General features: G+C 33.2%; 20 protein-coding genes and 1 tRNA gene. 20 read left to right on the top strand and 1 reads right to left on the bottom strand.

The genetic code is table 11. The annotated features are described in order from the left end of the window. Window positions 1–15: 15 nt before the first annotated feature. The 7 genes from topA to ABD690_RS05790 all read left to right on the top strand — a co-directional run bounded on the left by topA (window position 16) and on the right by ABD690_RS05790 (window position 9,619). Window positions 16–2,505 carry a type I DNA topoisomerase gene (topA, locus tag ABD690_RS05760; protein ID WP_344728223.1) on the top strand — a complete coding sequence of 830 codons (2,490 nt, stop codon included), beginning with the start codon at window positions 16–18 and terminating at the stop codon, window positions 2,503–2,505. Window positions 2,506–2,508: 3 nt separating this feature from the next. After that, on the top strand, window positions 2,509–3,675 hold the full coding sequence (locus ABD690_RS05765) for a formimidoylglutamase (protein WP_344728225.1): 1,167 nt from the start codon (window positions 2,509–2,511) through the stop codon (window positions 3,673–3,675). A 164-nt stretch (window positions 3,676–3,839) separates the two neighbouring features. Then, a complete protein-coding gene (gene porK / locus ABD690_RS05770; protein ID WP_344728227.1) occupies window positions 3,840–5,207 on the top strand; it encodes a T9SS ring complex lipoprotein PorK/GldK in 1,368 nt (455 codons plus the stop codon). Between the two features lie 78 nt (window positions 5,208–5,285). Beyond that, window positions 5,286–5,939, top strand: coding sequence for a type IX secretion system motor protein PorL/GldL (gene porL, locus ABD690_RS05775; protein WP_344728229.1), 654 nt, complete (start codon window positions 5,286–5,288; stop codon window positions 5,937–5,939). Between the two features lie 50 nt (window positions 5,940–5,989). Next, window positions 5,990–7,540 (top strand): type IX secretion system motor protein PorM/GldM, encoded by a 1,551-nt coding sequence (gene porM / locus ABD690_RS05780; RefSeq protein WP_344728231.1) that lies wholly within the window; start codon window positions 5,990–5,992, stop codon window positions 7,538–7,540. Window positions 7,541–7,588: 48 nt separating this feature from the next. Beyond that, window positions 7,589–8,488: a type IX secretion system ring subunit PorN/GldN gene (gene porN, locus ABD690_RS05785; RefSeq protein WP_344728233.1), complete on the top strand. Its 900-nt coding sequence runs from the start codon at window positions 7,589–7,591 to the stop codon at window positions 8,486–8,488. A gap of 81 nt (window positions 8,489–8,569) precedes the next feature. After that, window positions 8,570–9,619, top strand: coding sequence for an NAD(P)/FAD-dependent oxidoreductase (locus ABD690_RS05790; RefSeq protein WP_344729299.1), 1,050 nt, complete (start codon window positions 8,570–8,572; stop codon window positions 9,617–9,619). On the opposite strand, the gene ABD690_RS05795 is transcribed toward ABD690_RS05790, so the two are convergent. After that, a complete protein-coding gene (locus ABD690_RS05795; protein ID WP_344728235.1) occupies window positions 9,590–9,985 on the bottom strand; it encodes a DUF983 domain-containing protein in 396 nt (131 codons plus the stop codon). The genes ABD690_RS05790 and ABD690_RS05795 overlap by 30 nt on opposite strands. A gap of 84 nt (window positions 9,986–10,069) precedes the next feature. Here ABD690_RS05795 and ABD690_RS05800 point away from each other — a divergent pair, with 84 nt between their 5' ends. The 13 genes from ABD690_RS05800 to ABD690_RS05860 all read left to right on the top strand — a co-directional run bounded on the left by ABD690_RS05800 (window position 10,070) and on the right by ABD690_RS05860 (window position 25,447). After that, window positions 10,070–11,977, top strand: coding sequence for an ABC-F family ATP-binding cassette domain-containing protein (locus ABD690_RS05800; protein WP_344728237.1), 1,908 nt, complete (start codon window positions 10,070–10,072; stop codon window positions 11,975–11,977). Window positions 11,978–12,073: 96 nt separating this feature from the next. Continuing rightward, on the top strand, window positions 12,074–12,898 hold the full coding sequence (locus ABD690_RS05805; RefSeq protein WP_344728239.1) for a Two component regulator three Y domain protein: 825 nt from the start codon (window positions 12,074–12,076) through the stop codon (window positions 12,896–12,898). A gap of 174 nt (window positions 12,899–13,072) precedes the next feature. Continuing rightward, a tRNA-Met gene (locus ABD690_RS05810) sits at window positions 13,073–13,145 on the top strand. A 111-nt stretch (window positions 13,146–13,256) separates the two neighbouring features. Next, complete coding sequence (locus tag ABD690_RS05815; protein WP_344728241.1) at window positions 13,257–14,567, top strand: tyrosine-type recombinase/integrase; 1,311 nt, start codon at window positions 13,257–13,259, stop codon at window positions 14,565–14,567. A gap of 136 nt (window positions 14,568–14,703) precedes the next feature. Further along, window positions 14,704–15,654, top strand: coding sequence for a hypothetical protein (locus tag ABD690_RS05820; protein ID WP_344728243.1), 951 nt, complete (start codon window positions 14,704–14,706; stop codon window positions 15,652–15,654). A 135-nt stretch (window positions 15,655–15,789) separates the two neighbouring features. After that, window positions 15,790–15,993: a hypothetical protein gene (locus ABD690_RS05825; RefSeq protein WP_344728245.1), complete on the top strand. Its 204-nt coding sequence runs from the start codon at window positions 15,790–15,792 to the stop codon at window positions 15,991–15,993. A gap of 135 nt (window positions 15,994–16,128) precedes the next feature. Then, window positions 16,129–17,178 (top strand): AAA family ATPase, encoded by a 1,050-nt coding sequence (locus tag ABD690_RS05830; protein WP_344728247.1) that lies wholly within the window; start codon window positions 16,129–16,131, stop codon window positions 17,176–17,178. A gap of 7 nt (window positions 17,179–17,185) precedes the next feature. Next, on the top strand, window positions 17,186–17,368 hold the full coding sequence (locus tag ABD690_RS05835; protein WP_344728249.1) for a hypothetical protein: 183 nt from the start codon (window positions 17,186–17,188) through the stop codon (window positions 17,366–17,368). Between the two features lie 113 nt (window positions 17,369–17,481). Next, on the top strand, window positions 17,482–18,348 hold the full coding sequence (locus ABD690_RS05840; RefSeq protein WP_344728251.1) for a DUF6371 domain-containing protein: 867 nt from the start codon (window positions 17,482–17,484) through the stop codon (window positions 18,346–18,348). Window positions 18,349–18,434: 86 nt separating this feature from the next. Next, window positions 18,435–21,425 (top strand): type I restriction endonuclease subunit R, encoded by a 2,991-nt coding sequence (locus tag ABD690_RS05845; protein ID WP_344728253.1) that lies wholly within the window; start codon window positions 18,435–18,437, stop codon window positions 21,423–21,425. Continuing rightward, a complete protein-coding gene (locus ABD690_RS05850; protein WP_344728255.1) occupies window positions 21,418–22,677 on the top strand; it encodes a restriction endonuclease subunit S in 1,260 nt (419 codons plus the stop codon). The genes ABD690_RS05845 and ABD690_RS05850 overlap by 8 nt, the downstream gene beginning before the upstream one ends. Continuing rightward, complete coding sequence (locus tag ABD690_RS05855) at window positions 22,674–23,822, top strand: AAA family ATPase (protein ID WP_344728257.1); 1,149 nt, start codon at window positions 22,674–22,676, stop codon at window positions 23,820–23,822. The genes ABD690_RS05850 and ABD690_RS05855 overlap by 4 nt, the downstream gene beginning before the upstream one ends. After that, a complete protein-coding gene (locus tag ABD690_RS05860; protein WP_344728259.1) occupies window positions 23,819–25,447 on the top strand; it encodes a type I restriction-modification system subunit M in 1,629 nt (542 codons plus the stop codon). The genes ABD690_RS05855 and ABD690_RS05860 overlap by 4 nt, the downstream gene beginning before the upstream one ends. Window positions 25,448–25,485: the final 38 nt, after the last annotated feature.

Raw genomic sequence — 25,485 nt, forward strand, 5'->3', positions numbered from 1 at the left:
CTTAAAAAATCAAAAATGGCAAAGAATTTAGTAATTGTTGAGTCACCTGCAAAGGCCAAAACCATAGAGAAATTCCTTGGAAAAGACTTTAAGGTAGAGTCTAGTTTTGGACATATTGCGGACTTGCCATCAAAAGAGTTGGGAGTTGATGTTGATGGAGATTTTAAACCTAAATACGAAGTATCAAAAGATAAAAAAGCTGTTGTTAAAAAACTAAAAGAGTTAGCAGCAAAAGCTGAAATAGTTTGGCTAGCAAGTGATGAAGACCGTGAAGGAGAAGCTATCGCTTGGCATTTAGCAGAGTCTTTAAAATTAGATAAAGCAAAAACCAAACGTATCGTATTTCACGAAATAACAAAAGCAGCTATTCAAAAAGCTGTAGAAAATCCTAGAGGGATAGATTATGACTTGGTTGATGCTCAACAAGCACGCCGAATTTTAGATAGAATTGTAGGTTATGAATTGTCTCCTGTATTATGGAGAAAGGTAAAAGGAGGATTATCAGCAGGACGTGTACAATCGGTTTCTGTTAGATTAATTGTTGAAAGAGAACGAGAAATTCAAGAATTTACACCTGAAGCATCTTACAGAATAGATGCTGAATTTTCTAATGAAGACGGACAAACATTTAAAGCAAAACTTCCAAAAAACTTTTCTACTAAAGAGGAAGCTTACAAGTTTTTAGAAGATAATGTGTCGGCCGATTTTAAAGTTGCTGATTTACAAAAAAAGCCAGCAAAAAAATCACCAGCAGCTCCATTTACAACCTCTACATTACAACAAGAAGCAGCAAGAAAATTAGGTTTTTCAGTAAGTAGAACCATGACAAATGCACAGCGTTTGTATGAAGCAGGTTTAATTACTTACATGAGAACAGATAGTGTAAACTTATCTGATGAGGCAAGAAAAGGAGCCGAAGCCGAAATTAAAAATGCTTACGGTGCTGATTACAGTAAGCCTAGAAACTATAAAGGTAAAGCTAAAGGAGCGCAAGAAGCGCATGAGGCTATTAGACCTACAGATTTTTCTGCTCACGCAGTAAATGCCGATAGAGATCAAGCTAGATTGTATGAGCTTATATGGAAACGTGCAATTGCTTCGCAGATGAGTGAAGCGCAATTAGAACGTACCAATGTGAAAATAAGTGCGTCAACGCATAATGAAACGTTTACTGCAAACGGAGAAGTTATTACGTTTGAAGGGTTCTTAAAAGTATATCTTGAAGGCACAGATGATGAAGATACCGAGCAAGATGGTATGCTGCCTGCAATGAAGGTAAATGAAACACTTCTTAATAGCTACATAACAGCAACCGAACGCTATACAAGACCTCCTGCAAGATTTACAGAAGCGTCTTTAGTAAAAAAATTAGAAGAACTAGGTATAGGACGTCCGTCTACATATGCACCAACAATCTCTACCATTCAAAATAGAAATTATGTAGAAAAAGGTTCAGTTGAAGGACAGGAAAGAAACTATTCGCAATTAACATTGCAAGAAGGCGCTATCAAAGACAAGCAGCTTACTGAAAAAGTAGGTTCAGATAAAGGAAAGTTAGTGCCTACAGATATAGGAATGATTGTAACTGATTTTTTAGTAAATCATTTCGAACAAATTTTAGATTATAATTTTACCGCAAAAGTAGAAGAGGATTTTGATGACATTGCAGAAGGTAAGGTAGATTGGTCTAAAATGATGAAAGACTTTTACAAGGATTTTCATCCGGTTGTAGAAGATGTACAAGAAAATGCCGATAGAGAATCTGGAGAACGTGTTTTAGGAACAGATCCAGCAACAGGTAAGCAAGTAAGTGTGCGTTTAGGGAAGTTTGGACCAATGGTGCAAATAGGAACAGTTGATGACGAAGAAAAGCCACAATTTGCAAGTTTAGCACCAGATCAGCAATTAAATACCATTACATATGAAGAAGCTATGGATTTATTTCAGCTTCCAAAAGATTTAGGTGTTTATGAAGGCGAAGAAGTACAAGTTAATAATGGGCGTTTCGGACCTTATGTTAAATTTGGTAAAGCGTATGTTTCACTTCCTAAAGGAACAGATCCATTAAGTGTTGAGTTAGATGATGCTATTGTTTTAATAAAAGAAAAACAAAAAGCAGATGCGCCAATTTATCATTACCAAGATTTGCCAGTGCAAAAAGGTAAAGGCCGTTTTGGGCCATACATAAAATGGAATAACATGTTTATTAATGTCAATAAAAAGTATGACTGGGATAACTTGTCAGAAGATGATATCGTGACATTGATAGAAGAAAAAATACAAAAAGAAAAGGATAAGCTGATTCATTCTTGGGAAGATGAAGGTATTCGTGTAGAAAAAGCTCGTTGGGGAAGACACAATGTAATAAAAGGAAAAACAAAAGTTGAGCTTCCAAAAACAGTTGATGTGTCAGATATGACTTTAGAAGAAGCTAAAGCTATCATTGAGAAAAATGCACCAAAGAAAAAAACAACCAAGAAAAAAGCCGCTTCAAAAAAGAAATAATTTATGAACTTTAACTTTCTCTCTCCTGTTTCTGATACGGTATTAGCTCATAATGAGTTATTATCGCAGCAAGCACTGGGAAAAAAAATAAAGGTTCATTCCAAGCAACATGGTCTTCCTGATTTAGATAATGTAAAAATTGCACTAGTTGGTGTTCTAGAAAATAGAAACGACATTAACTATATAGGTGAAGATATTTATCTAGATGATATCAGAAAATCATTTTATTCGTTGTTCCCTGGTAATTGGTCGCCTTCCATTGCAGATTTGGGAGATATAAACAAAGGAGAAACGGTAGAGGATACTTACTTTGCTCTCAAAACGACTATTACCATTCTAGTTCAAAAAAACATTATACCAATTATATTAGGAGGAAGTCAAGACCTAACATATGCTTGTTATAGAGCTTATGATACAATTGCGCCAATGGTAAATATTGTAAATGTAGACTCTAAATTTGATTTAGGAGATTCAGCAAAACCTATTAAAAATGATAGTTTTGTTGGTAAAATTATTTTAGATCAACCTTACAATTTATTCAACTATGCAACGTTAGGCTATCAAACCTACTTTAATGCCCAAGAAGAGATAGACCTTATGGATAAGTTGTATTTCGAATCTTATAGATTAGGGCAAGTATCAAACGATATTACTATAGCAGAGCCTGTTATGAGAGATGCAAATATTGTAACAGTAGATATAGGATCGGTAAAAGCATCAGAATTGAGTAGTCATACCAGTGCTTCACCAAATGGTTTTGATGGAAAAGAGATTTGTGCAATTTCAAGATATGCAGGAATAAGTAATAAAGTTAGTTTATTTGGTATTTATGAATTTAAACCATCTGAAAATAACGAAGTTACGTCAATGTTGATTGCCCAGATGATTTGGTATTTTGTTGAGGGAGTGAGTTTTAGGGTAAAAGACGATGATTTTTTAAATGATAATAATTATCAGAAATTTATTACCTTAGCTGACCACCAAGAGTTGGTTTTTTATAAGAGCAAGAAAACACAGCGCTGGTGGATTGAAATTCCTTTTTTAGAAGAAGTAAATAATAAATTAAAAAGACATACGTTATTACCTTGCACACATCAAGATTATTTAGATGCATGTAACAATATAGTACCAGAGCGTTGGTATAAAGCGTTTCAGAAGAATTGTTTATAATGAATAATTCATAATTTTAACGTCTTTCATCGGTGAAATGCATAGTTTTTACGATGAAATGTATTTTTTTTTGATAAAAAAGTTGCTTATTAAAAAATATATAAATATGTTTACGCTCTTAAATTTTTAAGTATATAAATATTAACCTCGAGTTTTCTATGGATATGAAAAAGTTTGTATTATTAACCGCAGTATTAGCTATACTAACAAGTTGTGGATCTGGCGATAGAGGTCAGTTAGTAGGAGTTAAAGGAAAAAAATGGCACCCAGAAAAACCCTATGGTATGGAATTAGTACCAGGTGGCGCATTTATTATGGGTAAGGCAGATGATGACCTAGCAGGAATTCATGATGCACCTTCTAAAACAGTTACCGTTAGATCTTTCTATATGGATGCTACTGAAATTACAAACAGCGAGTACGGTCAATTTGTAGAATGGGTAAGAGACTCTACTATAAGAACAAGATTGGCGATCCTTGCTGATGAAATAGGAGAAACTCCAGGAAATGGTGGTATTGGTGAGTTTGCATTTAAAGATGCAGATACAGCTAATATGACTGTTTATGAAAAATATATGTATGATAACTATAGCGGTTTAGGTCCTACAGGATATGAAGGAAGAAAATTAAATAACGATATCGATTTAATTTTTGATACTGATGATTACCCAGATGAGTACTACGCAGAGGTTATGGATACAATGTACTTGCCTATGGAAGAGTCATATAATGGACAAAGAACTTGGGATGTTTCTAAATTCGTGTTCCATTACACACACATGGATATAGAAAAAGCAGCAAAAGCTTCAAATAAAGGAAAGAAACGTTCAGAATTTGTTATTCAAGAAGACGTAGCAATATATCCAGATACAACAGCTTGGATTCGTGATTTTGCATATTCTTATAATGAACCAATGCATAACGATTATTTCTGGCATGCAGCTTATGGAGATTATCCTGTAGTAGGTGTTTCTTGGAAACAAGCAAAAGCATTTTGCGAGTGGAGAACTTTATACCATAACGCATATAGAAAAGAAAAAGGAAAGCACTTTGTAAATAAATACCGTTTACCTTCAGAAGCAGAATGGGAATATGCAGCAAGAGGTGGACTACAAGCAGCAACATATCCTTGGGGTGGTTACTATACAAAAAATGATAGAGGTTGTTTTATGGCAAACTTCAAACCATTACGTGGAGATTATGCAGCAGATCAATCATTATATACTGTAGAAGCAAAATCTTACGAACCTAATGACTTTAACCTATACAATATGGCCGGTAATGTTTCTGAATGGGTAAGTGCTTCTTACGATCCGTCATCATACGAGTTTGTTTCAACAATAAACCCAAGTGTAAATGATGTTAATAACCAACGTAAAGTTGTTAGAGGTGGATCATGGAAAGATGTAGCATACTATTTACAAGTAAGTTCTAGAGATTACGAATACGCAGATTCAGCAAGAAGCTATATCGGATTCAGAACTGTTCAAGATTATATGGGAACTGATGTAACCCTAAACGCAAGAAACTAATCATCAAACAAACAAAAACTAAATAACTAAATTATTAATTAACTACCTAAGTATTAAAACTTAAAAAAAACAGAAATTATGGCAGCACAATCTTATGCATTCAAGAAATTTATGGCAATGGCTTATGGCCTAGGAGCATCAATTGTAATTATTGGAGCATTATTTAAGATAACACACTTTGAAATTGGACCATTAACAGGAAACGTAATGTTAACTATCGGATTAGTAACAGAAGCTTTCATTTTCGCAATATCTGCTTTTGAACCAGTAGATAACGAATTAGACTGGTCATTAGTATACCCAGAATTAGCTGGTGGAGAAGCAAAAACTAAAAAGAAAAAAGCTGAAGAGCCAAAAGATGCTGAAGGGTTATTATCTAAAAAACTTGATAACCTATTAAAAGAAGCTAAAATTGATGGTGAATTAATGAGCTCTTTAGGAAACAGTATCAAAAACTTTGAAGGAGCAGCTAAAGGAATTGCACCAACTGTTGATTCAATTGCAGCAACTAAAAAATATGGTGAAGAGCTTTCATTAGCAGCAGCACAAATGGAATCTTTAAACAGCTTATACAAAGTACAATTAGAAAGCGTTAATCGTCAAGCAGCAATCAACGAAGAGTCTGTAGAAAACGCAGCTAAATTAAAAGAGCAAATGCAATCTTTAGCATCTAACCTTTCATCATTAAATGGTGTTTACGGTGGTATGTTATCTGCTATGAACAAAAACTAATTAAGTTTAGTATATCAATTATTATTAATTAAAAACAAAACTAATTAGAAATGGCAGGAGGAAAATTATCTGCAAGGCAGAAAATGATTAACTTGATGTATTTAATATTCATTGCGATGTTAGCATTAAATATGTCAAAAGAGGTACTTTCAGCATTCGGACTAATGAACGAAAAACTGACTGAATCTAACGAAGCTGCAACGCAAAGAAACTCTGATTTCATGCAAGGTTTAGCTGAAAAAGTTTCAGAGCAACCAGCAAAGTACCAACCATTAAAGGCACAAGCTGATCAAATTGATGCATTAGCAACTGAATTTAATAGTTACCTAGAAGATTTAAAAGGTAAAATGACATCTACTGTTGATGATCCTCAAGATTATGAGATCATGGACAAAGGAGATTACCTAGATAATAACTTTTTTAAAGGTGATAAATTAGAGCCAGCTGGTGAAGAATTTTTAGCTCAAATTGCAAAGTTTAGAGATGGTGTATCTGCAATTTTAGCTTCTAACCCTGATTTAGCTTCTATGGCTGATGATGTTAAGAAGAAATTTAATACAGATCCTGTTACAAACAGAGATGGTATCACTGTAGATTGGTTAGATTACCACTACAAAGGTTTCCCACTTGTAGCGTCATTAACTAAAATGACACAATTACAAGCTGATGTTAAAACTACAGAGTCTGAAGTTTTATCTTCTATGTTAGCAGGAAAGCTTAAAGTAGAAGCTTCTTTAACAAACTTTGATGCTATTGTTGTACCAGACAAAACAGCTTTCTTTTCAGGAGAAAACTTTACAGGTCGTATTATTTTAGGTAAAAACGATAAAACATTAAAAGCTGACAAAGTAATCATTAATGGTCAAGAACTATCTGCAGAGTCTATGCAAGCTGGTCAAACATTATTAGATTTCCCAGCAGGTGCTGTAGGAGAAAGAGAAATTGAAGGAGAATTCCAATTTAAAGAAGGAGATTCTATCATTTCTATTCCAGTAAAAAGTACTTACGCTGTTGTACCAAAACCAAATTCAGCAACAATTTCAGCTGACAAAATGAATGTAGTTTACCGTGGTGTATCTAACCCAATGACTATATCATTTGCTGGAGTTTCAGATAACAATGTATCTGCAAGTGCTCCTGGTTTAAGTAAAGGTTCAGGAACAGGAAAATACATCATGAAGCCAGGTACTGGTAGAGAAGTTGTAATTAACGTTTCTGGAACATTACCAGATGGTACTAAAGTTAGTGATAGAGCAACATTCAGAATTAAAGATATTCCAAAACCAACAGGTACAATAAGCCGTCAATCTGGTATCGTAAAATTACCACGTAACAGTGTTGAGATTGCTACTGTAGGCGCTTTATTAGAAGATTTTGATTTTGAATTACCTATCCAAGTAACACAGTTTAAATTTAAAGTTCCTGGTCAACCAACAGTAACTGTAAATGGAACTAAATTAAATTCTCAAGCTAAAAACGCTTTACGTAAAGCTAGAAGAGGAGATCAAGTAGCAATATTTGATATTAAGGCACAGATTAGAGGAAATTCTTCTTACAAGTTAAAAGGAGTTTCTGCAGTAATTGTTGAAATTACAAACTAATAGAGGTTTTAATAAAGTATTAAGCCCTAATTAATAAAAATGAAACAGATGAATTTTAAAAGTTTTTTATTAACCGTTTTAAGCATATCTTTTGCAACATCATCATTTGCACAAGCAAATCTTTTAAGCGCTAAATCTCCAGAAGAGATAGGTGTGAGAACAGAAGCTCAAAAAGCAGTTGACAATGATAAACCGTTAGAATATGGGTATGTAGATGATAGAGATATCATGTTTGGAAAAATGACTTGGGAAAAAGTTGTTTTAGATGAGCGTGTTAATTTCCCGTTATACTATCCTATAGATACTAACAATATTGGTCCTGATAGAAGATCTTTATTTGATGTTCTTTGGAAAAGTATCAAAAAAGGAGACATAGAAAACATTTATGATGATTCTTACTTTACTGCAAAGCGTACTATGAAAGATTTACAGTCTGCTATGCATAAAGTTGATACACTTGATGTAGGTTATGAGCAATATAATGCTGATGGTTATATTGACCCAGAATATATTATTCCTACTGACATTACATCATACCATATTAGTGCTTATTTAATCAAAAAGTATTGGTATTTTGACAAACGTCAAGGTGAGTTAAAGTTTAGAATAATTGGTTTAGCTCCTGCTGCACCAGATGTAAACTTTTTAGACTCTGATGATGAAGCTAACAAAGAACCAATTCCTTTATTCTGGATATTCTACCCAGATGCAAGAGAGGTATTACATGAAGCTAAAGCATTTAATAATGAAAATAGCGCAGTGCCTTACTCGTTTGATCATATCCTAAATGCAGGTCGTTTTAATGGATATATCTATAAAGAGGAAAACGTATACGGTGACCGTAAAGTGACTGAATATGTATCTGAAAATGCATTAATGCAATTATTAGAATCTGATAGAATCAAAGAAAAGATTAGAAACTTTGAATTAGATATGTGGTCTTATTAAGAAGCACATAGTATAAATTAATAAAAAAACGCTCACTATTTAGTGAGCGTTTTTTGTTACAACTTGATTATTTTTGTGGCTATGAATTTAGATTATATAGTTGTTGGTTGTGGTTTATCAGGTATCGCATTTTGTGAACAATTAAAAGCTGCAAATAAACAGTTTGTAGTATTTGATAATCAGTCGCAACAATCTTCTCTTGTGGCTGCTGGTATGTATAATCCGGTAATTTTAAAACGGTTTTCAGAAGTCTGGAAAGCGCAAGAACAACTAAATCTAGCCTTGCCTTTTTATAAAAGAATAGAAGATAAACTAAATGTTACTATCAATTATCCGTTTCCTATATATAGAAAATTTGCATCTATTGAGGAACAAAATATGTGGTTTGAAGCTTCAGATAAACCTAAATTAGAACCATTTTTGTCACCAAAAATAGTCTCAAACCATAATGAAAATATAAATGCGCCTTTTGGGTTTGGTCAAGTACTTTCATCTGGTCGTATTGATACCAATGTATTAATTGCATCTTATAGAGCATATTTGAAGCAGAATAATCAACTTATTGAGAAGTCATTTCAGTATGACAAATTGCATATTCAAGAAACGTTAGCAACTTATGACACTATTTCTGCAAAACATATTGTTTTTTGTGAAGGTTTTGGGCTAAAACAAAATCCTTTTTTTAATGATTTACCTTTAAATGGTACCAAAGGAGAAGTAATTACTATAAAAGCACCAAAACTGGCTTGTGATGTTGCTTTAAAATCATCAGTATTTGTTATACCTGAAAGTGACGATTTGTACACCGTTGGTGCTACTTATAATTGGGAAGATAAAACCAACCTTATTACAGAAGATGCAAAACAAGAATTGGTTTCAAAATTAAAAACTTTGATAACTTGTGATTTTGAAGTTGTTAATCAAGTAGCTGGAATACGCCCAACAGTAAAAGACAGACGCCCATTAGTAGGAAGACATCCTAAACATAAAAACGTTTATATATGTAATGGTTTAGGAACTCGTGGTGTAATGATTGCTCCCTATATTTCAGAAAAACTATTTAATTTTATAGAAAATAATCAGGCGTTAGATGCCGAAATTTCAATTGATAGATTTTTTATTAGCCAGTGACTTATCATAATGAAGAAACATGTTTATCCAAATGTTTCTTGACAATCGCATTATAATAGGGCCAAAAACAACGAGTGTTATTATAATAGCAATAAAGGAAGTAACCAAACTTGTTCCTAAAAACAAATAGCTTATTACAAAAGCAGCAACCGCAAAGGCGATGCCAACAGCATAACTTACATACATAGAACCATAAAAGAAAGATGGCTCTATTCTGTATTTGGTATGACAGTGAGAGCAAGATTCATGAATCTTTAAAACTTCAGATAATACATATGGGTTTTTGTGCTCATACATAGATTCTTGGTGGCATTTAGGACATGCACCTGTAAAAATGCTATAAAGTTTAGTTCCTTTTTTTATCATGATTAAAACAATTACTTTTGCGACTTGTATTTATATACAAAAATACGACTTTATAAAAACAACTACTGTAACAAAAGTAACATAATGCTAAACATTCATAATCTTTCTATTTCTTTTCAAGGAGAATATCTTTTTGAAGACATTACCTTCAAATTAAGTCCTGGCGATCGTGTAGGACTTATAGGGAAAAATGGTGCGGGAAAGTCTACAATGCTAAAGATTCTTTCAAAAGAAATGCAACCTGATTCAGGACAAATAGCAGCGGATAAGAATTTGAGCATTGGGTTTTTAAAACAGGATATTGATTTTGAATTTGGTAAAACCGTTTTAGAGGAATCTTATGAAGCTTTTGAAGAAATAAAGGCACTAGAAGCTCAAATGGAGCATATCAACCAGCAACTGGTTGAACGTACCGATTATGAAAGTGAAGGTTATAATCAGTTAATGATAGACTTAAGCGATGTACAACACCAATATGAAATTTTAGGCGGTTACAATTATCAAGGAGAAACTGAAAAAATATTACAAGGATTAGGTTTTAAACGTAGCGATTTTGAAAAGCTTACAGATACATTTTCTGGTGGTTGGAGAATGCGTATAGAATTAGCTAAACTATTATTACAAAATAATGACGTATTGTTACTTGATGAGCCTACAAACCATTTAGATATTGAATCTATCATTTGGTTAGAAGGTTTTTTAAAAAATTACAACGGAGCTGTGGTAATAGTATCACATGATAAAATGTTTCTAGACAACGTTACAAATCGTACCATAGAAATATCATTAGGTCGTATTTATGATTATAATAAGCCTTATTCAAAGTTTTTAGTACTACGTAAAGAAATAAAAGAACAACAATTAGCTACACAAAAAAATCAACAAAAACAGATAGAGCAAACCGAAAAACTTATTGAAAAGTTTAGGGCAAAAGCGTCAAAAGCCTCAATGGCGCAATCCTTAATAAAAAAGTTAGACCGTATAGAACGTATTGAAGTAGATGAAGATGATAACAGCGTTATGACGCTTAATTTTCCTGTTTCTATAACACCAGGAAAAGTTGTTGTTGAAGCATTAGATATATCTAAAAGTTATGATGATATCAATGTATTACAGCATATAGATTTAACAATAGCACGCGATACAAAAACCGCTTTTGTTGGACAAAATGGACAAGGGAAATCTACATTAGCTAAAATTATAGTAGGAGAAATAAAGCATCAAGGCGAATTAAATCTAGGACATAATGTACAGATAGGATATTTTGCTCAAAACCAAGCCGAGTATTTAGACGGAAACAAAACCGTATTAGATACAATGATAGATGCGGCCAATGAAACTAACCGTAGTAAAGTTCGCGATATTTTAGGGGCTTTCTTATTTAGAGGGGATGAAGTAGATAAATACGTGAGAGTTTTATCAGGAGGAGAACGAAACCGATTGGCTTTAGCAAAGCTTATGTTACAGCCTTTTAACGTTTTGGTTATGGATGAACCTACAAACCATTTAGATATAAAATCTAAAAACGTATTAAAAGATGCACTTAAAAAGTTTGAAGGAACATTAATTCTTGTATCTCACGACCGTGATTTTCTTCAAGATCTTACAGATACCGTATATGAGTTTAAAGACCATAAAATAAAAGAATATTTAGGGAATATAGACTTTTACCTTCAGCAAAGAAACGTTGAAAATCTTCGCGAAGTAGAAAAACGCAATGTTGTAAAAGAAACGCCAAAAGAAAGTAAAAAGCAATCATATGATGATCAAAAAAAGCTAAAATCATTACAAAACAAGTTAAGTAATGTAGAAGCAAAAATAAGTCAGTTAGAAAAGGAAATAAAAACCATAGATGCTGAATTAGCAGCAAATTATGATGAGTTAGCTGCCAAGCCTAATTTTTTTGATAACTATCAATCAAAAAAAGATCGTTTAGAGAGTTTAATGACAGAATGGGAAACGGTTCATGAAAAAATTGAAGCTTTCTCTTAAAGAAAAAGAAAGCCTGAAGTGTATTTCATCGAATAAATTTGTTTTTTATCTATTAAGGTTTTAATATTGTTGTAAATTATTCCAAATCAGAACGATATGAAAGCTTTAAAAACCATTGTGTTATGCTTTTTTATAACAACAATAACCTTTGCAAACGTTGCTCAAAGTGAGAAAGAAGCTTTATTGGCTTTATACAACACAACACAAGGTGAAAACTGGACAAATACTTGGGATTTAGATAAGCCTATTGATTCTTGGTATGGCGTTACGTTAAAGAATAACAAGGTTGTAAGTCTTGATTTAGAATTCAATAACCTACAAGGTAACTTACCTCAAGAGATAGGAGATTTAATCCATATCCAAGAAATACGTTTGGGCTTTAATAAGCTTACAGGAACATTACCACAGAGTATTACAAAACTTAATAATTTATCAGTTTTAGAGCTGTATATGAATAGGTTAGAAGGAGAGCTTCCACAAGATATAGGAAACCTAACAAACCTAACTATTCTAAAATTATTCAGTAACAGTTTTACTGGAGAAATACCAACTTCAATTACACATTTAGAAAACCTTAAAGAATTATTGTTAGGAAGTAATTTTTTAACAGGAGAAATACCAGCAAGCATTGAGAATTTAAAGAATTTAGAAAAATTAAGTTTAATAGATAATAAGCTTGAAGGGTACATACCTGTTGAAATATCAGCGTTGAAAAACCTTGAAGAGTTGGTTTTATCAAGCAACAAATTAATAGGTAGTTTACCATATCAAATCACAGATTTAGAAAGTTTGAATGTCATAATGGTTAGCGACAATAATTTAGATACAGAGTATGTTACGGTAACTGATAAAAGCAATCAGCCAACAATTATGGGATTACCTATAGAAGAAGGTGTTGCCACAGACTTTGATGATGATTAGTAAGTAGTATATTTATAAAATAAATAAAAAAGATGTGTTTATGGCACATCTTTTTTTATGCTTAATATTTACTTTAAAGCGGTTGTGAATAAGGAGTATAACAGCAGAATGATAATTTTTTTTCATTTTATGCTTGGTAATCTTAAAAACCGTTGTATATTTGCAGTCCAATATCGCGGGATAGAGCAGTAGGTAGCTCGTCGGGCTCATAACCCGAAGGTCACTGGTTCGAGTCCAGTTCCCGCTACAAAGCTTAAGGCGAACTAAATCAATGGGTTGTGTATTCACAACCCATTTTTTTATGACTTCAGTTTTAAGTTTTATATTGCAGGTACATGATTCAGTACATGATTTTACTATGAAACCCAACTACAATGAACCTAAAATCTACACTGGTGGAGCGGATATTTCACAATGGTCTAAACTTTCCAAAAAGGAGCAGAACGATGCCCTAAAAAAGGATTGGTATGTCTATTATTCCTTCCGTAATCCCGATACGGGCTATATGGAACAGCAAAAGCGCATCAAGGGCGAAGCGAACAGACAAAGTACCAAGACTAAAAGGCTTGGGATACTCAAGCCCATTCAGAGACAGCTCATGACCATTCTTGAAGCTGGCTACAATCCATACAGCGAGGACAATTCCCATGTGAGAAGAAAGCTCATGGGTGAACAAGAGGTTGTAGTTGAGGAAATCGAGACTCCAAAAACGACTCCAACGATTAAAGAACCTGAAACCAAGATAGAGGAGGAGGAGGAAATAACGACCCTTAAAGAAGCCAAAAACCTTGTTTTGGAGACCAAGAAAAAGGTACTCAACGAAAACTCCTATCCAAAGTACAGGAGCAGGATAAATCAATTCTATGGATGGCTAAAGGAAAATGGGTTTAAAGAGGAGGATAGTATATCAAGGATTAAAAAACGAACTGTATTACAATATTTAAATTATGTATTACAGAAAACCAGTCCACGTAACAGGAACAATACACGGAACGACTTAAGTTCATTTTTCTCTACACTTTATGACAACGATCTGGTAGAGGATAATTTTGTGATGAAAATTTCCAAGCTAACTTCAAAGCCAAAACGCAATAAGTCCTATAGTACCGTTCAGTTAAAGGATTTAAAGGACTATATGAACAAGGAAGAGCCTATTCTTTCACTATTTGTGGATTTTGTTACTTATGGTCTTTTAAGACCAATGGAAGTTTGTAGGCTTAAAGTTGGCGATATTGACATTGTCGATAAGAAGATGCAAGTAGAAGCAAAGAACCAATTGGTCAAGGTGAAGATAATTCCACAAATACTGTTGGACAGAATACCTGATTTATCAAAATTCAATAATGGCGATGACCTTTTTACACCAACTGGTATAGGAGGTCAGTGGGACGTCAAAGAAGGGAGCAAACGAGACTATTTTTCCAGTAGGTTTAAAAGGGTTAAAGACCACTTTGGTCTTGGAAAAGATTTCGGGCTTTACAGTTTTAGGCACACAACGATTTCAAAAGCTTATAAAGAAATCCTTAAGGAACCAAATATGACCCCCATTGCTGCAAAGAGTAAACTCATGCTCATAACAGGACATACTTCTCTGAAAGGTCTCGAGAATTATCTCCGAAACACTGATGCGGTTCTTCCCGAAGATTTTTCCCATTTGTTAAAGGAGTAATAAATTATTTTCATAAGGCTATGTAATACAGTGCAATACATTTTTAGGATTTGTAATACACGTAATACGTTGTAATTTTACTACTGTAGGTTGCCATAAAAAAGTATTTTCGTGCTTCTTTATAATTTATCATGGCATGGAATATTTTGGCAAGCTTAACAGGGATATGTTTGAAACGGAAGCAACCTCACAACAAGATGAAATTCTCTTATCGCTTGATTATTTTGACGCTTTAATTAAGACAAGCGAGATACCGGTTACTCGTGAACTATATAATGGCGTTAAGGTGCAGACCAAACAAGAAGTTCGACCATGTAAGTTGCTTTTGGAAGAGTTTTATGATTTTTTGTTGATGCGTTATATTCATTATATAAATAATCCGTTCAGCCATTTTTTTAATGACTTTAACAATGATGTTTACGGTTTGTCCAGTCCTGATGCAAGAAACAAGGCTCTTGAACAATTTAACGCACATTTCAAGAATATTAAAGTTGAGGGTATGGATGTTCAAAATAGAACTGTTTCTGATAATGGTATCGAAAATATTTATCCCCAGCCCAAATTGGAATATCTGTGGAACAGAAGGCAGGGGTTAAAGCAATATGTCGGCAAAAGGGATTTCATATTGGAATACCTCTATGGTAACATGGATTTTTTTGACCATCAGCTGATGAATGACGACCAGACAATCAACGATTTTGTGTTCTTTGAATATAACCTCAAAATCATATTGAGCTTGAACGACAGATTTTCTTTTGAAGTGGATACCTTTTTTTCAAAAGCTGCCCAGCTTAAACCTGTTTTTGATAAGTATATCAGAATCTTCAAGTCCTTGGAGCCCTTTATAAGAGTCCATTTGACCATTGAATCTTTCAAAGAAAACATTTCTACGGAAGTAGACTGTTTATATCACGCATTAAGTGTTCTCAATCTTGTTCAGGGCAGTAAAAGTGATTTCAGTAAATATCTATTGAATGAACATCAAATAAGCAAGAGGAATATCCGAAAACTCGACCTTGAAACTCAACCAGAAAATCAAAAAAGAGTTGACATTTTTATGAAGATTTTTAGGGAATTTGCGTCTTAATTTCAATAAAATTTAAAAATCACCATTAATAGCTGGTTTGCACCATAACAAACCACTACTTCACCAGTTTTTGCACCATCCGTTTTCCTGATTTCGATGGTAACTTGCCTCTGTAATTTTTTAACAAAAAATAATATGCAAGAAAAACCTAAATTTTCAGAAGAAGAACTATTAAAAAGCATCAATGATTATATTGATGTTTTAGAGTTAAGAAGAAACATGCGTCAAGTTGAGTCTTGGAGTGTTTTTGACACAATCAATTTATGCCAACGTAAGGTCGTTTCAGCCTTTCGTTGGCTTTTTAATTTTATTAACCTAACAAAAACCAAAAAACCATGAAAAAAACTGGATTAACCATCCGTATCGAGGATGAACTTCGAGAAGCTCTTATCGAAAGGGCAAAGAGAAACAACAAACAACTCTCACAACATGTCAGGGACGTGCTTTGGGAAACCCATTTTATCATATTATAGCATGGGAGAAAGAAAACTAATAGACCATAGTAAATTGGAGCTTGTCAATAAAGATATTGACGAGCTCCAAGCTAATCCAACACAAGAAAGTGATACCAGTTGTTTTATAGTTAAAACCGCTAATCAATGGATAAATGAAGCCAAGTCAAGACCCATACCTAATATGTTATTTGATAAGCTTTGGTTTGAAGATGAGCTGTGTATACTTTTTGCTGATACTAATGTTGGTAAGTCCATTTTGGCAGTGCAAATTGCTGATAGTATCAGTAAGGGAAAACCAGTTGATGGATTTGAGATAGAGACTCATCCCAAAAAAGTAGCGTATTTGGATTTTGAGTTGTCTGACAAACAGTTTGAAAAGCGATACTCTGATAACTACAAAGACCATCATGTTTTTCATGAAAACTTCTTGAGAGTAGAGATTAACCCTGAATTAGAAGTTCCTAAAGACTTTAAGGACTTTGAGGATTTTCTGTGCCATTCAATAATTGGATTAATTGAAACACACGGAGCACGTGTCATTATAATAGATAACATTACCTATCTTAAAAATGACAATGAAAGGGCAAAGGATGCCTTGGGCTTGATGAAGCTTCTAAAAGGAATTAATAAAAAGTACAACGTTTCCATTTTAGTGTTGGCTCACACACCTAAAAGAGATGACTCAAAGCCTTTGTCCAAGAATGATTTGGCTGGGAGCAAAATGCTAATGAACTTTTGTGACAGTGCCTTTGCAATTGGGTCGAGTGCCTCGATGCCTTCTGTCCGCTACATTAAACAGATTAAACAACGTAATACGGAACAAGTTTTTCACCAAGAAAATGTTGCAGTCTGTAAGATTGAAAACCCACACAACTTCCTGAAGTTCATATTTGAAGATTTCGGTTCAGAAAGCGAACACCTGAAGCAATATAAGGCTTCAGATTTATCTGACAGAGACAACCAAATATTGGAGATGAAGGAAGAAGGACTTCCCAATACGCAAATAGCGGAAAGGTTGGGAGTAAGTGAAGGAACTGTAAGACTTGCCCTAAAACGATTAAACCAATAGAATAATAATGGATGCATCAGTAGCATATAGCGTAGCAATGGCACTTCCTCAAGAGGAAAGGGTCAAGCTATTTAATATGCTCAAAGCTGATGTTATGCCAAAAGCAAAGGTGAAATCAGGGAAAGATAAAACTCCGATTTTTTCGGATGATGAAGCCCTTGAGTACCTTTTTGACAAATTAGGATTATGAAAAAATCAATAGTCGTAGCATTCGTAGCGTTCGTAATATTCGTAGCCGCTACGAATCCTACGAGTTTTACGAATCCTACGATTAATAACTAACCAATTAACCCCCAGGCTATTATGAATTACAAGTACCATTTAGACAAATCAAGTAAAAAATTTCAATGCCCAAACTGTCAAAAAAAGACATTTGTTAGGTATGTTGATGCCGAACAAAACCAATATTTAGAAAGCCATATAGGACGTTGTGATAGGGAAAGCAAATGTGCTTATCATTTAACCCCTAAAGGTAACCAGCCAATAAATACAATCCCTGAAAATGTTGTGGCAGTTAAGCCTTCATTTCACGAACAAACTATTATTAAAATGATTGGCAAAGATTATATGAACAACAATTTTGTTAAGTATCTTTTAAAGAAGTTTGTTCCTGTAGATGTTAAAGAAGTAATACATAAGTATCGTATTGGCACATCAAAATTCTGGAAAGGAGCAACTGTCTTTCTGCAAATTGATGAAAATGTTGACATTCATTCAGGAAAAGTAATGTTGTATGACGCAAATACAGGTAAAAGAGTTAAGAAACCTTTCAATTGTATTACATGGTTACATCGTGTATTACAAATTAACGATTTTGTATTACAACAATGTTTATTTGGATTACACCTGCTAACAGATTGTAATACAAAAACAATAGGAATTGTTGAATCTGAAAAGACAGCTATTGAAATGAGTATCTATCGCAGAGATATTATTTGGATTGCAACTGGTAGTAAATCAAACTTTAAGGAAAAACTATTGATGCCATTAAATGGACGCAAAATAATTGCGTATCCGGATAAAACGGAATACGAAAGTTGGAATAAGACAGCTATCGAGTTAAGAAAAAAAGGATATGATATTACATGTAGCATGCTTTTAGAGAAACACGGATGTGAGGATGGTGATGATTTGGTGGACTTTCTATTTGGAAACGATAAGGTGGCTTAAAGAGATTTTAATAATTGCTGATAAATGGAGCTGATTCTTGTAAAAAGATTTATATTTTTATCCATCTGAATAACATAAAACAATAAATGACGAAAGAGCAACAAATAGAAAATGAATTAATTAGTCGATTAAGCGATTTAAAATACACCTATCGTTCTGATATTCGTGATAAAAACACTTTAGAACAAAACTTCAGAGAAAAATTTGAAAAGTTAAATAGGGTAAATTTAACAGATTCCGAGTTTAAAAAACTTAGAGAAGAAATAGTAAACCCTGATGTTTTCAAGGCTTCAAACTATTTAAGAAATACCAACACATTTTCAAGAGAAGATGGTACACCGTTACACTATACGCTTGTAAATATTAAAGATTGGTGCAAAAATGACTTTGAAGTTATTAATCAACTCAGAATAAACACAGATAACAGTAACCATCGTTATGATGTTATTTTATTAATCAATGGTGTTCCTGTTGTTCAAATAGAATTAAAAACATTAGAGGTTAGTCATAGAAAAGCAATGCAACAAATTGTTGATTATAAAACTGACCCTGGTAATGGTTATACGAACTCTTTAATGTGTTTTATTCAGTTATTTATAGTTAGTAATAAGTCCAAAACCATTTATTTCGCTAATAATAATAACCAACACTTTGCTTTTAATGCAGATGAACAATTTTTACCTGTTTATGAATTAGCGAGTGAAGACAATAAAAAAATAAGCCATTTAGACGATTTTACAGATAAGTTTTTATCAAAGTGTACCCTTGGTCAAATGATAAGCCGATATATGGTATTGGTGGCTAGTGAACAAAAAATGCTAGTAATGCGACCTTACCAAATTTATGCGGTTAAAGCAATTGTAGATTGTATAAACGAAAATAGAGGGAATGGCTATATATGGCATACTACAGGTAGTGGTAAAACATTAACATCCTTTAAAGCATCGACACTTTTAAAAGAAAACCCAAATATTGAAAAATGCTTTTTTGTAGTTGACAGAAAAGATTTAGATAGACAAACACGCGAAGAATTTAATAAATTCCAAGAAGGTAGTGTGGAAGAAAACACAAATACCGAAACATTGGTACGTCGTATGTTATCAACCGATTATGCCGATAAAGTAATTGTAACTACGATTCAAAAACTAGGTTTAGCACTCAATCAAAATAGTAGGCGTAATGTAAAACAAAGAGAAGATAATAAAGAAACCTATTACGATAGATTAGCACCTTTAAGAGATAAAAGAGTAGTCTTTATATTTGATGAGTGTCACCGCTCACAATTTGGCGACAATCACGATGCAATAAAAGAGTTCTTTCCAAAAGCACAATTATTTGGCTTTACAGGAACACCAATTTTTGAAGATAACGCTACTTATAAAACTATTGAAGGTAACGAAGCATCTTATAAAACAACTACAGATGTGTTTCAGCAAGAGTTACATTCTTACACCATTACGCACGCTATAGAAGATAAAAATGTATTACGTTTTCATATCGATTATTTTAAACCGGATGGCGTTGTAAATATTGGTAGCGATATACATAAGTTAGCAGTAGCTAACGCAGTAATTAATAAACACGATAAGGCTACAAACGATAGAAGATTCAATAGTATTTTAGCCACGGCTTCAATTAACGATGCAATTCAATATTATACTATTTTTAAAGAATTACAGGCTCAATTAATTGCAGAAAATGAAGACTATAAACCTTTAAATATTGCTTGTGTATTCTCACCACCTGCCGAGGGCAATAAAGATATTAAACAGTTACAAGAAGATTTAGAGCAAGAAAAGAAAGATAATGAGGTAGAACCGAATAAAAAGAAAGAAGCCTTAACAGAAATCATTACAGATTACAATACTCAATACGGTACAAATCATACCATAACAGAGTTCGATTTATATTATCAAGATGTGCAACAGCGCATAAAAGACCAAAAGTATTCTAACAAAGACTATCCGCATCAAAACAAAATTGATGTTATGATTGTCGTAGATATGCTCTTAACAGGTTTCGATTCTAAATATCTAAATACCTTATATGTAGATAAAAACTTAAAATACCACGGTTTAATTCAAGCCTTTTCACGTACAAACAGGGTAATTAACGATACCAAACCTTACGGTAATATTTTAGACTTTAGACACCAAGAAGAAAGCGTTGATAAAGCAATGGTATTATTCTCTGGCGAAAAGGTAGACAACCCTAAAGAAATCTGGTTAGTTGATGCAGCACCAAAGGTTATTGAAAAGTACGAAAAGGCAGTACAGAACTTAAACGAGTTTATGCAATCAAAAGGTTTAGACTGTACACCTTCAGAAGTTAGTAATTTACGTGGTGATGAAGCACGAGCAGAGTTTATCAACACCTTTAAGGAAGTACAGCGCTTAAAAACACAATTAGACCAATATACAGACTTAGAAGAACAGCAAACAGAAGCTATAGAAGCATTATTGCCTATTGACGATTTACGTTCCTTCAAATCGGTATATTTAGATACTGCTAAACGCTTAAAAGCACAACAAGATAAAGGTGGTGATAACGTACCACCAGAAGTTGAGCAATTAGATTTTGAGTTCGTATTGTTTTCTTCTGCGGTAATTGACTACGATTATATCATTGGTTTAATTGCCAAATACACGCAAGACAAACCGTCTAAACAAAAAATGACACGCCAGCAGCTAATTAATCTATTAAGCTCTAGTGCCAATTTAATTGAAGAACGTGATGATATTATAGAATACATTAACACGCTAGAAGTAGGCAATGGTTTAACCGAAAAAGACATACGACAAGGCTATCAAAAATATAAAGACGAAAAGGCAGAAAAAGAACTACGTACAATTGCTGAAAAGCACGGTATTACATCCGATAGCCTAAAAGCCTTTATTGCCGAAATTATGAACCGTATGCTATTTGATGGCGAAAAGTTAACCGACTTATTAGCACCGTTAGAATTAGGGTGGAAAGAACGTAGTCCAAGAGAAGAGGCACTAATGGAAGACTTAGTGCCATTATTAAATAAACTAGCCCAAGGGCGTGAAATAGCAGGGTTAAATGCTTATGAGTAAAGGACAAAATAGTATAGTGCCACAATTGCGGTTTCCTGAGTTTGAAAGTTATGGAGATTGGAATATTGATAAATTTTCAAGTTTCATAAAATTATATAGAGGTAGTTCACCGAGACCTATAAGTCAATTTTTGACTAAAGATGAAAATGGAGTTAATTGGATAAAGATAGGGGACACTAAAAATGCTGTAGGCTTTGAGATTTCAAAGGTGGAAGAAAAGATAACTACGGAAGGTTCTAAAAAATCCAGGAAAGTAAAAAAGGGAGAATTGATTTTAGCTAACTCTATGAGTTATGGTGCAACTTATGAATTAAAAATAGAAGGTTGTATTTATGACGGTTGGTTTGTGCTTAGGGAATATGAAGATAGTTTTGATAAGCAATTTTTACTTCAACTTTTAAATTCAGACTTTTTACAAATACAATACAAAAGGTTGGCAGCAGGAGGTATTGTTCAAAATATTAGTAGTGAAATAGTTTACAATACTTTATTACCAAAATTTTCAATAAAAGAACAACAAAAAATAGCCGCTTGTCTTTCTTCTTTAGATGAAGTCATTAATGCAGAAACCGAAAAGCTAGAGTTGTTACAAGACCATAAAAAAGGCTTATTACAACAGTTGTTTCCGCAAGAAGGAGAAACGCAACCTAAATACCGCTTTCCAGAGTTTATAAATGATGGGGATTGGGAGAAAAGGACTCTAGGTGATGAAGATTTTACAATCATCATAATGGGTTCTTCGCCAAAATCATCTTCCTACAATGAAAATAAAAAAGGTCTTCCTTTATTACAAGGAAATGCAGACATCAAAAATAGAAAGTCTAAACCAAGAATTTACACTACAGAAGTAACGAAAAAATGTGAAATTGATGATATATTATTAAGCGTTCGTGCGCCTGTAGGGACTGTTGCCAAATCCCTTCATAATGCTTGTATTGGTAGGGGTATTTCTGCAATTAGGGTTGTTAAGGGAAATTCACAAGAATTTCTCTATCAATGGTTAATTTCATTTGAACCTTATTGGGTAAACATTTCTCAAGGAGGTACATTTGATTCAGTAAACAGTAGTGATATAAAAAGTTTAAAAATATTTCTGCCTAAAAATCCAAAAGAACAACAAAAAATAGCCGATTGTTTGTCAGCAGCAGATGATTTAATAGAAGCCCAATCTCAAAAAATAGAAGATTTGCAGTTTCATAAAAAAGGCTTGTTGCAACAATTGTTTCCTAATGTAAATGAGGTAGCGGTATGAGTGTATTAACTAACTATAACAACTTAACAGAAGTAGCAGGTCACTACAGAAAAGTGTTAACAGGCGACCATACACCAGAAAAAGAACTTATCTTGTTTTTTGCGCATAATGGTACAGGAAAAACAAGGTTATCTATGGAGTTCAAAGAATTAGGTAAAACAGAAGATACTAGAGATACCTTATATTTTAATGCCTTTACAGAAGACCTTTTTACTTGGAATAACGATTTAGAGAATGACACCAATAGAGTGTTAATGTTCAATAAAGATTCTGCTTTTTTTGATGGTTTACAAGAATTGGAAATGGAAACACGTATTGGTGCATTGTTTCAAAACTATGTAAATCTCACTTTTTTTATCGATTACGATAATTATACGGTAACCTTTTCAAGAGACGTTATTGTAGAGGGTAATTCGCAAAAGGTTGATAATATTAAAATATCGAGAGGCGAAGAAAACCTTTTTATTTGGTGTTTTTTTATTGCGATATGCGAAATTGCTATTGACCAAGTAAATAGCGATGAAGATACAGGAGCTTACAATTGGGTTAAATACATTTATATAGACGACCCTATTTCTTCTTTAGACGAAAACAAAGCGGTAGCTGTAGCTTGCGATTTAGGGGCTTTAATAAAAAAAATAAAAGCGGATGGAAGTAAAATAAAAACTGTAGTATCAACCCATCATAGTTTATTTTTTAATGTAATGTATAATGAGTTAAGAAATAAAGTTAAAAATAAAAGCTACTATTTACATTCTAAAAATGATGATACATATACCCTACAGGATACAGGAGATGTGCCATTCTTTCATCATATAGCAATAATCAGTCAATTAAAACAAGTAGTGGATTCTGGTGATATTTATACGCACCATTTTAATACGTTAAGGAGTATATTAGAAAAAACAGCTAGTTTTTTTGGTTACGATAAAATAGATAAATGCATTCAGGGCTTAGAAGATGAAGTACTTTTTGAAAGGGCTTTAAATTTATTTAGTCACGGTAAGTATTCCATATACGACCCAAGGGAAATGGGTGCAGACAATAAAGAGTTATTTAAAAAAATATTCGATGGATTTCTTACTAAATATGAATTTTATTTACCAGAAATCTTTAACGAACAACAAGAAGCAGTACAAGAATGACAGCAAAACAAAAACAGGATAAATTAGGTCAAACACTTTGGGATATAGCAGATAGTTTAAGAGGAGCAATGAATGCGGATGATTTCCGTGATTATATGTTGTCATTTCTCTTTTTACGTTATTTATCAGACAACTACGAAACATCAGTTAAAAAAGAATTAGGGTCTGATTATCCAAAATTAGATGAAGAAGATAGTCGTACACCCTTATCGGTTTGGTATCAAGACAATCCAGAGTTTATTGCAGACTTTGAAAAGCAAATGCGTAGAAAAGTACACTACGTTATTGAGCCAGCATATTTATGGAATAGCATTGCAGAATTAGCAAGAACACAGAATAGCGAATTATTATTGACCTTACAAAAAGGGTTTAAATACATAGAAAACGAATCGTTTGATAATTCTTTCAAAGGGTTGTTTTCAGAAATCAATCTAGATTCAGAAAAGTTGGGTAAAAATTATGAAGCTAGAAACAAAAAGCTTTGTACTATCATCCAAAAAATCGCAGAGGGTATTGAGGAGTTTGATACAGATACCGATAGTTTAGGTAATGCTTACGAGTACTTAATTGGTCAGTTTGCAGCAGGTTCAGGTAAAAAGGCAGGAGAATTTTATACCCCACAAGAATTATCTACCGTACTTTCTGAAATAGTAAGTTTAGATAGTCAAAACCCAAAAGCAGGTAAAAAGAAAAAAATCAATAAGGTATTAGATTTTGCTTGTGGTTCGGGGTCATTACTATTAAATGTAAAGAATAAAATAGAAAAACAAGAAGGTGGCGGCACTATCAGTAGAATATATGGTCAAGAAAAGAATATAACCACCTACAACTTAGCACGTATGAATATGTTGTTGCACGGTGTTAAGGATTCTGAGTTTGAAATATTTCACGGTGATACCTTAAAAAATGATTGGGATATTTTAAATGAAATGAACCCTGCTAAAAAAGTAGAGTTTGATGCTATTGTAGCAAATCCACCATTTAGTTTACGTTGGAATCCAAGTGAAACCACAGCGGAAGATTTTAGATTTAAAAACTATGGTTTAGCACCTAAATCGGCAGCAGATTTTGCATTCTTATTACACGGTTTTCACTTTTTAAGTGATGAAGGAACGATGGCTATTATATTACCACACGGTGTGTTATTTAGAGGTGGTGCGGAACAACGTATTCGCACAAAATTATTGAAAGATGGTAATATTGACACAGTAATTGGTTTGCCTTCAAATTTATTCTTTTCAACTGGTATTCCTGTATGTATTCTAGTATTAAAAAAATGCAAAAAAGAAGACGATGTACTTTTTATAAATGCTAGTGATGAAGAAAATTTTGCAAAAGAAAAACGACAAAACTTTTTACGTAAAAAGGATATAAAGAGAATTGTTGATACTTACCAAAACAGACCAGAAATAGAAGAAAGATATGCACGTAGCGTATCAATGGAAGAAATAGAGAAAAACGATTTTAATCTTAATATCTCAAGATACGTTAGTACAGCAAAACCAGAACCAATTATCAACTTAAAAGAAGTTAATAGTAAGCTTGTTGATGTAGAGAAAAGAATAAAAGCAAGTACGGAAGAACATAATGCTTATTTAAAGGAATTAGGCTTGGACACCATATAAATGCAACGGTATCTGTCAAAAAGACTTATGGTAGGATA

This window comes from Corallibacter vietnamensis (assembly GCF_039537875.1).
GTDB classification, from domain to species: domain Bacteria; phylum Bacteroidota; class Bacteroidia; order Flavobacteriales; family Flavobacteriaceae; genus Corallibacter; species Corallibacter vietnamensis.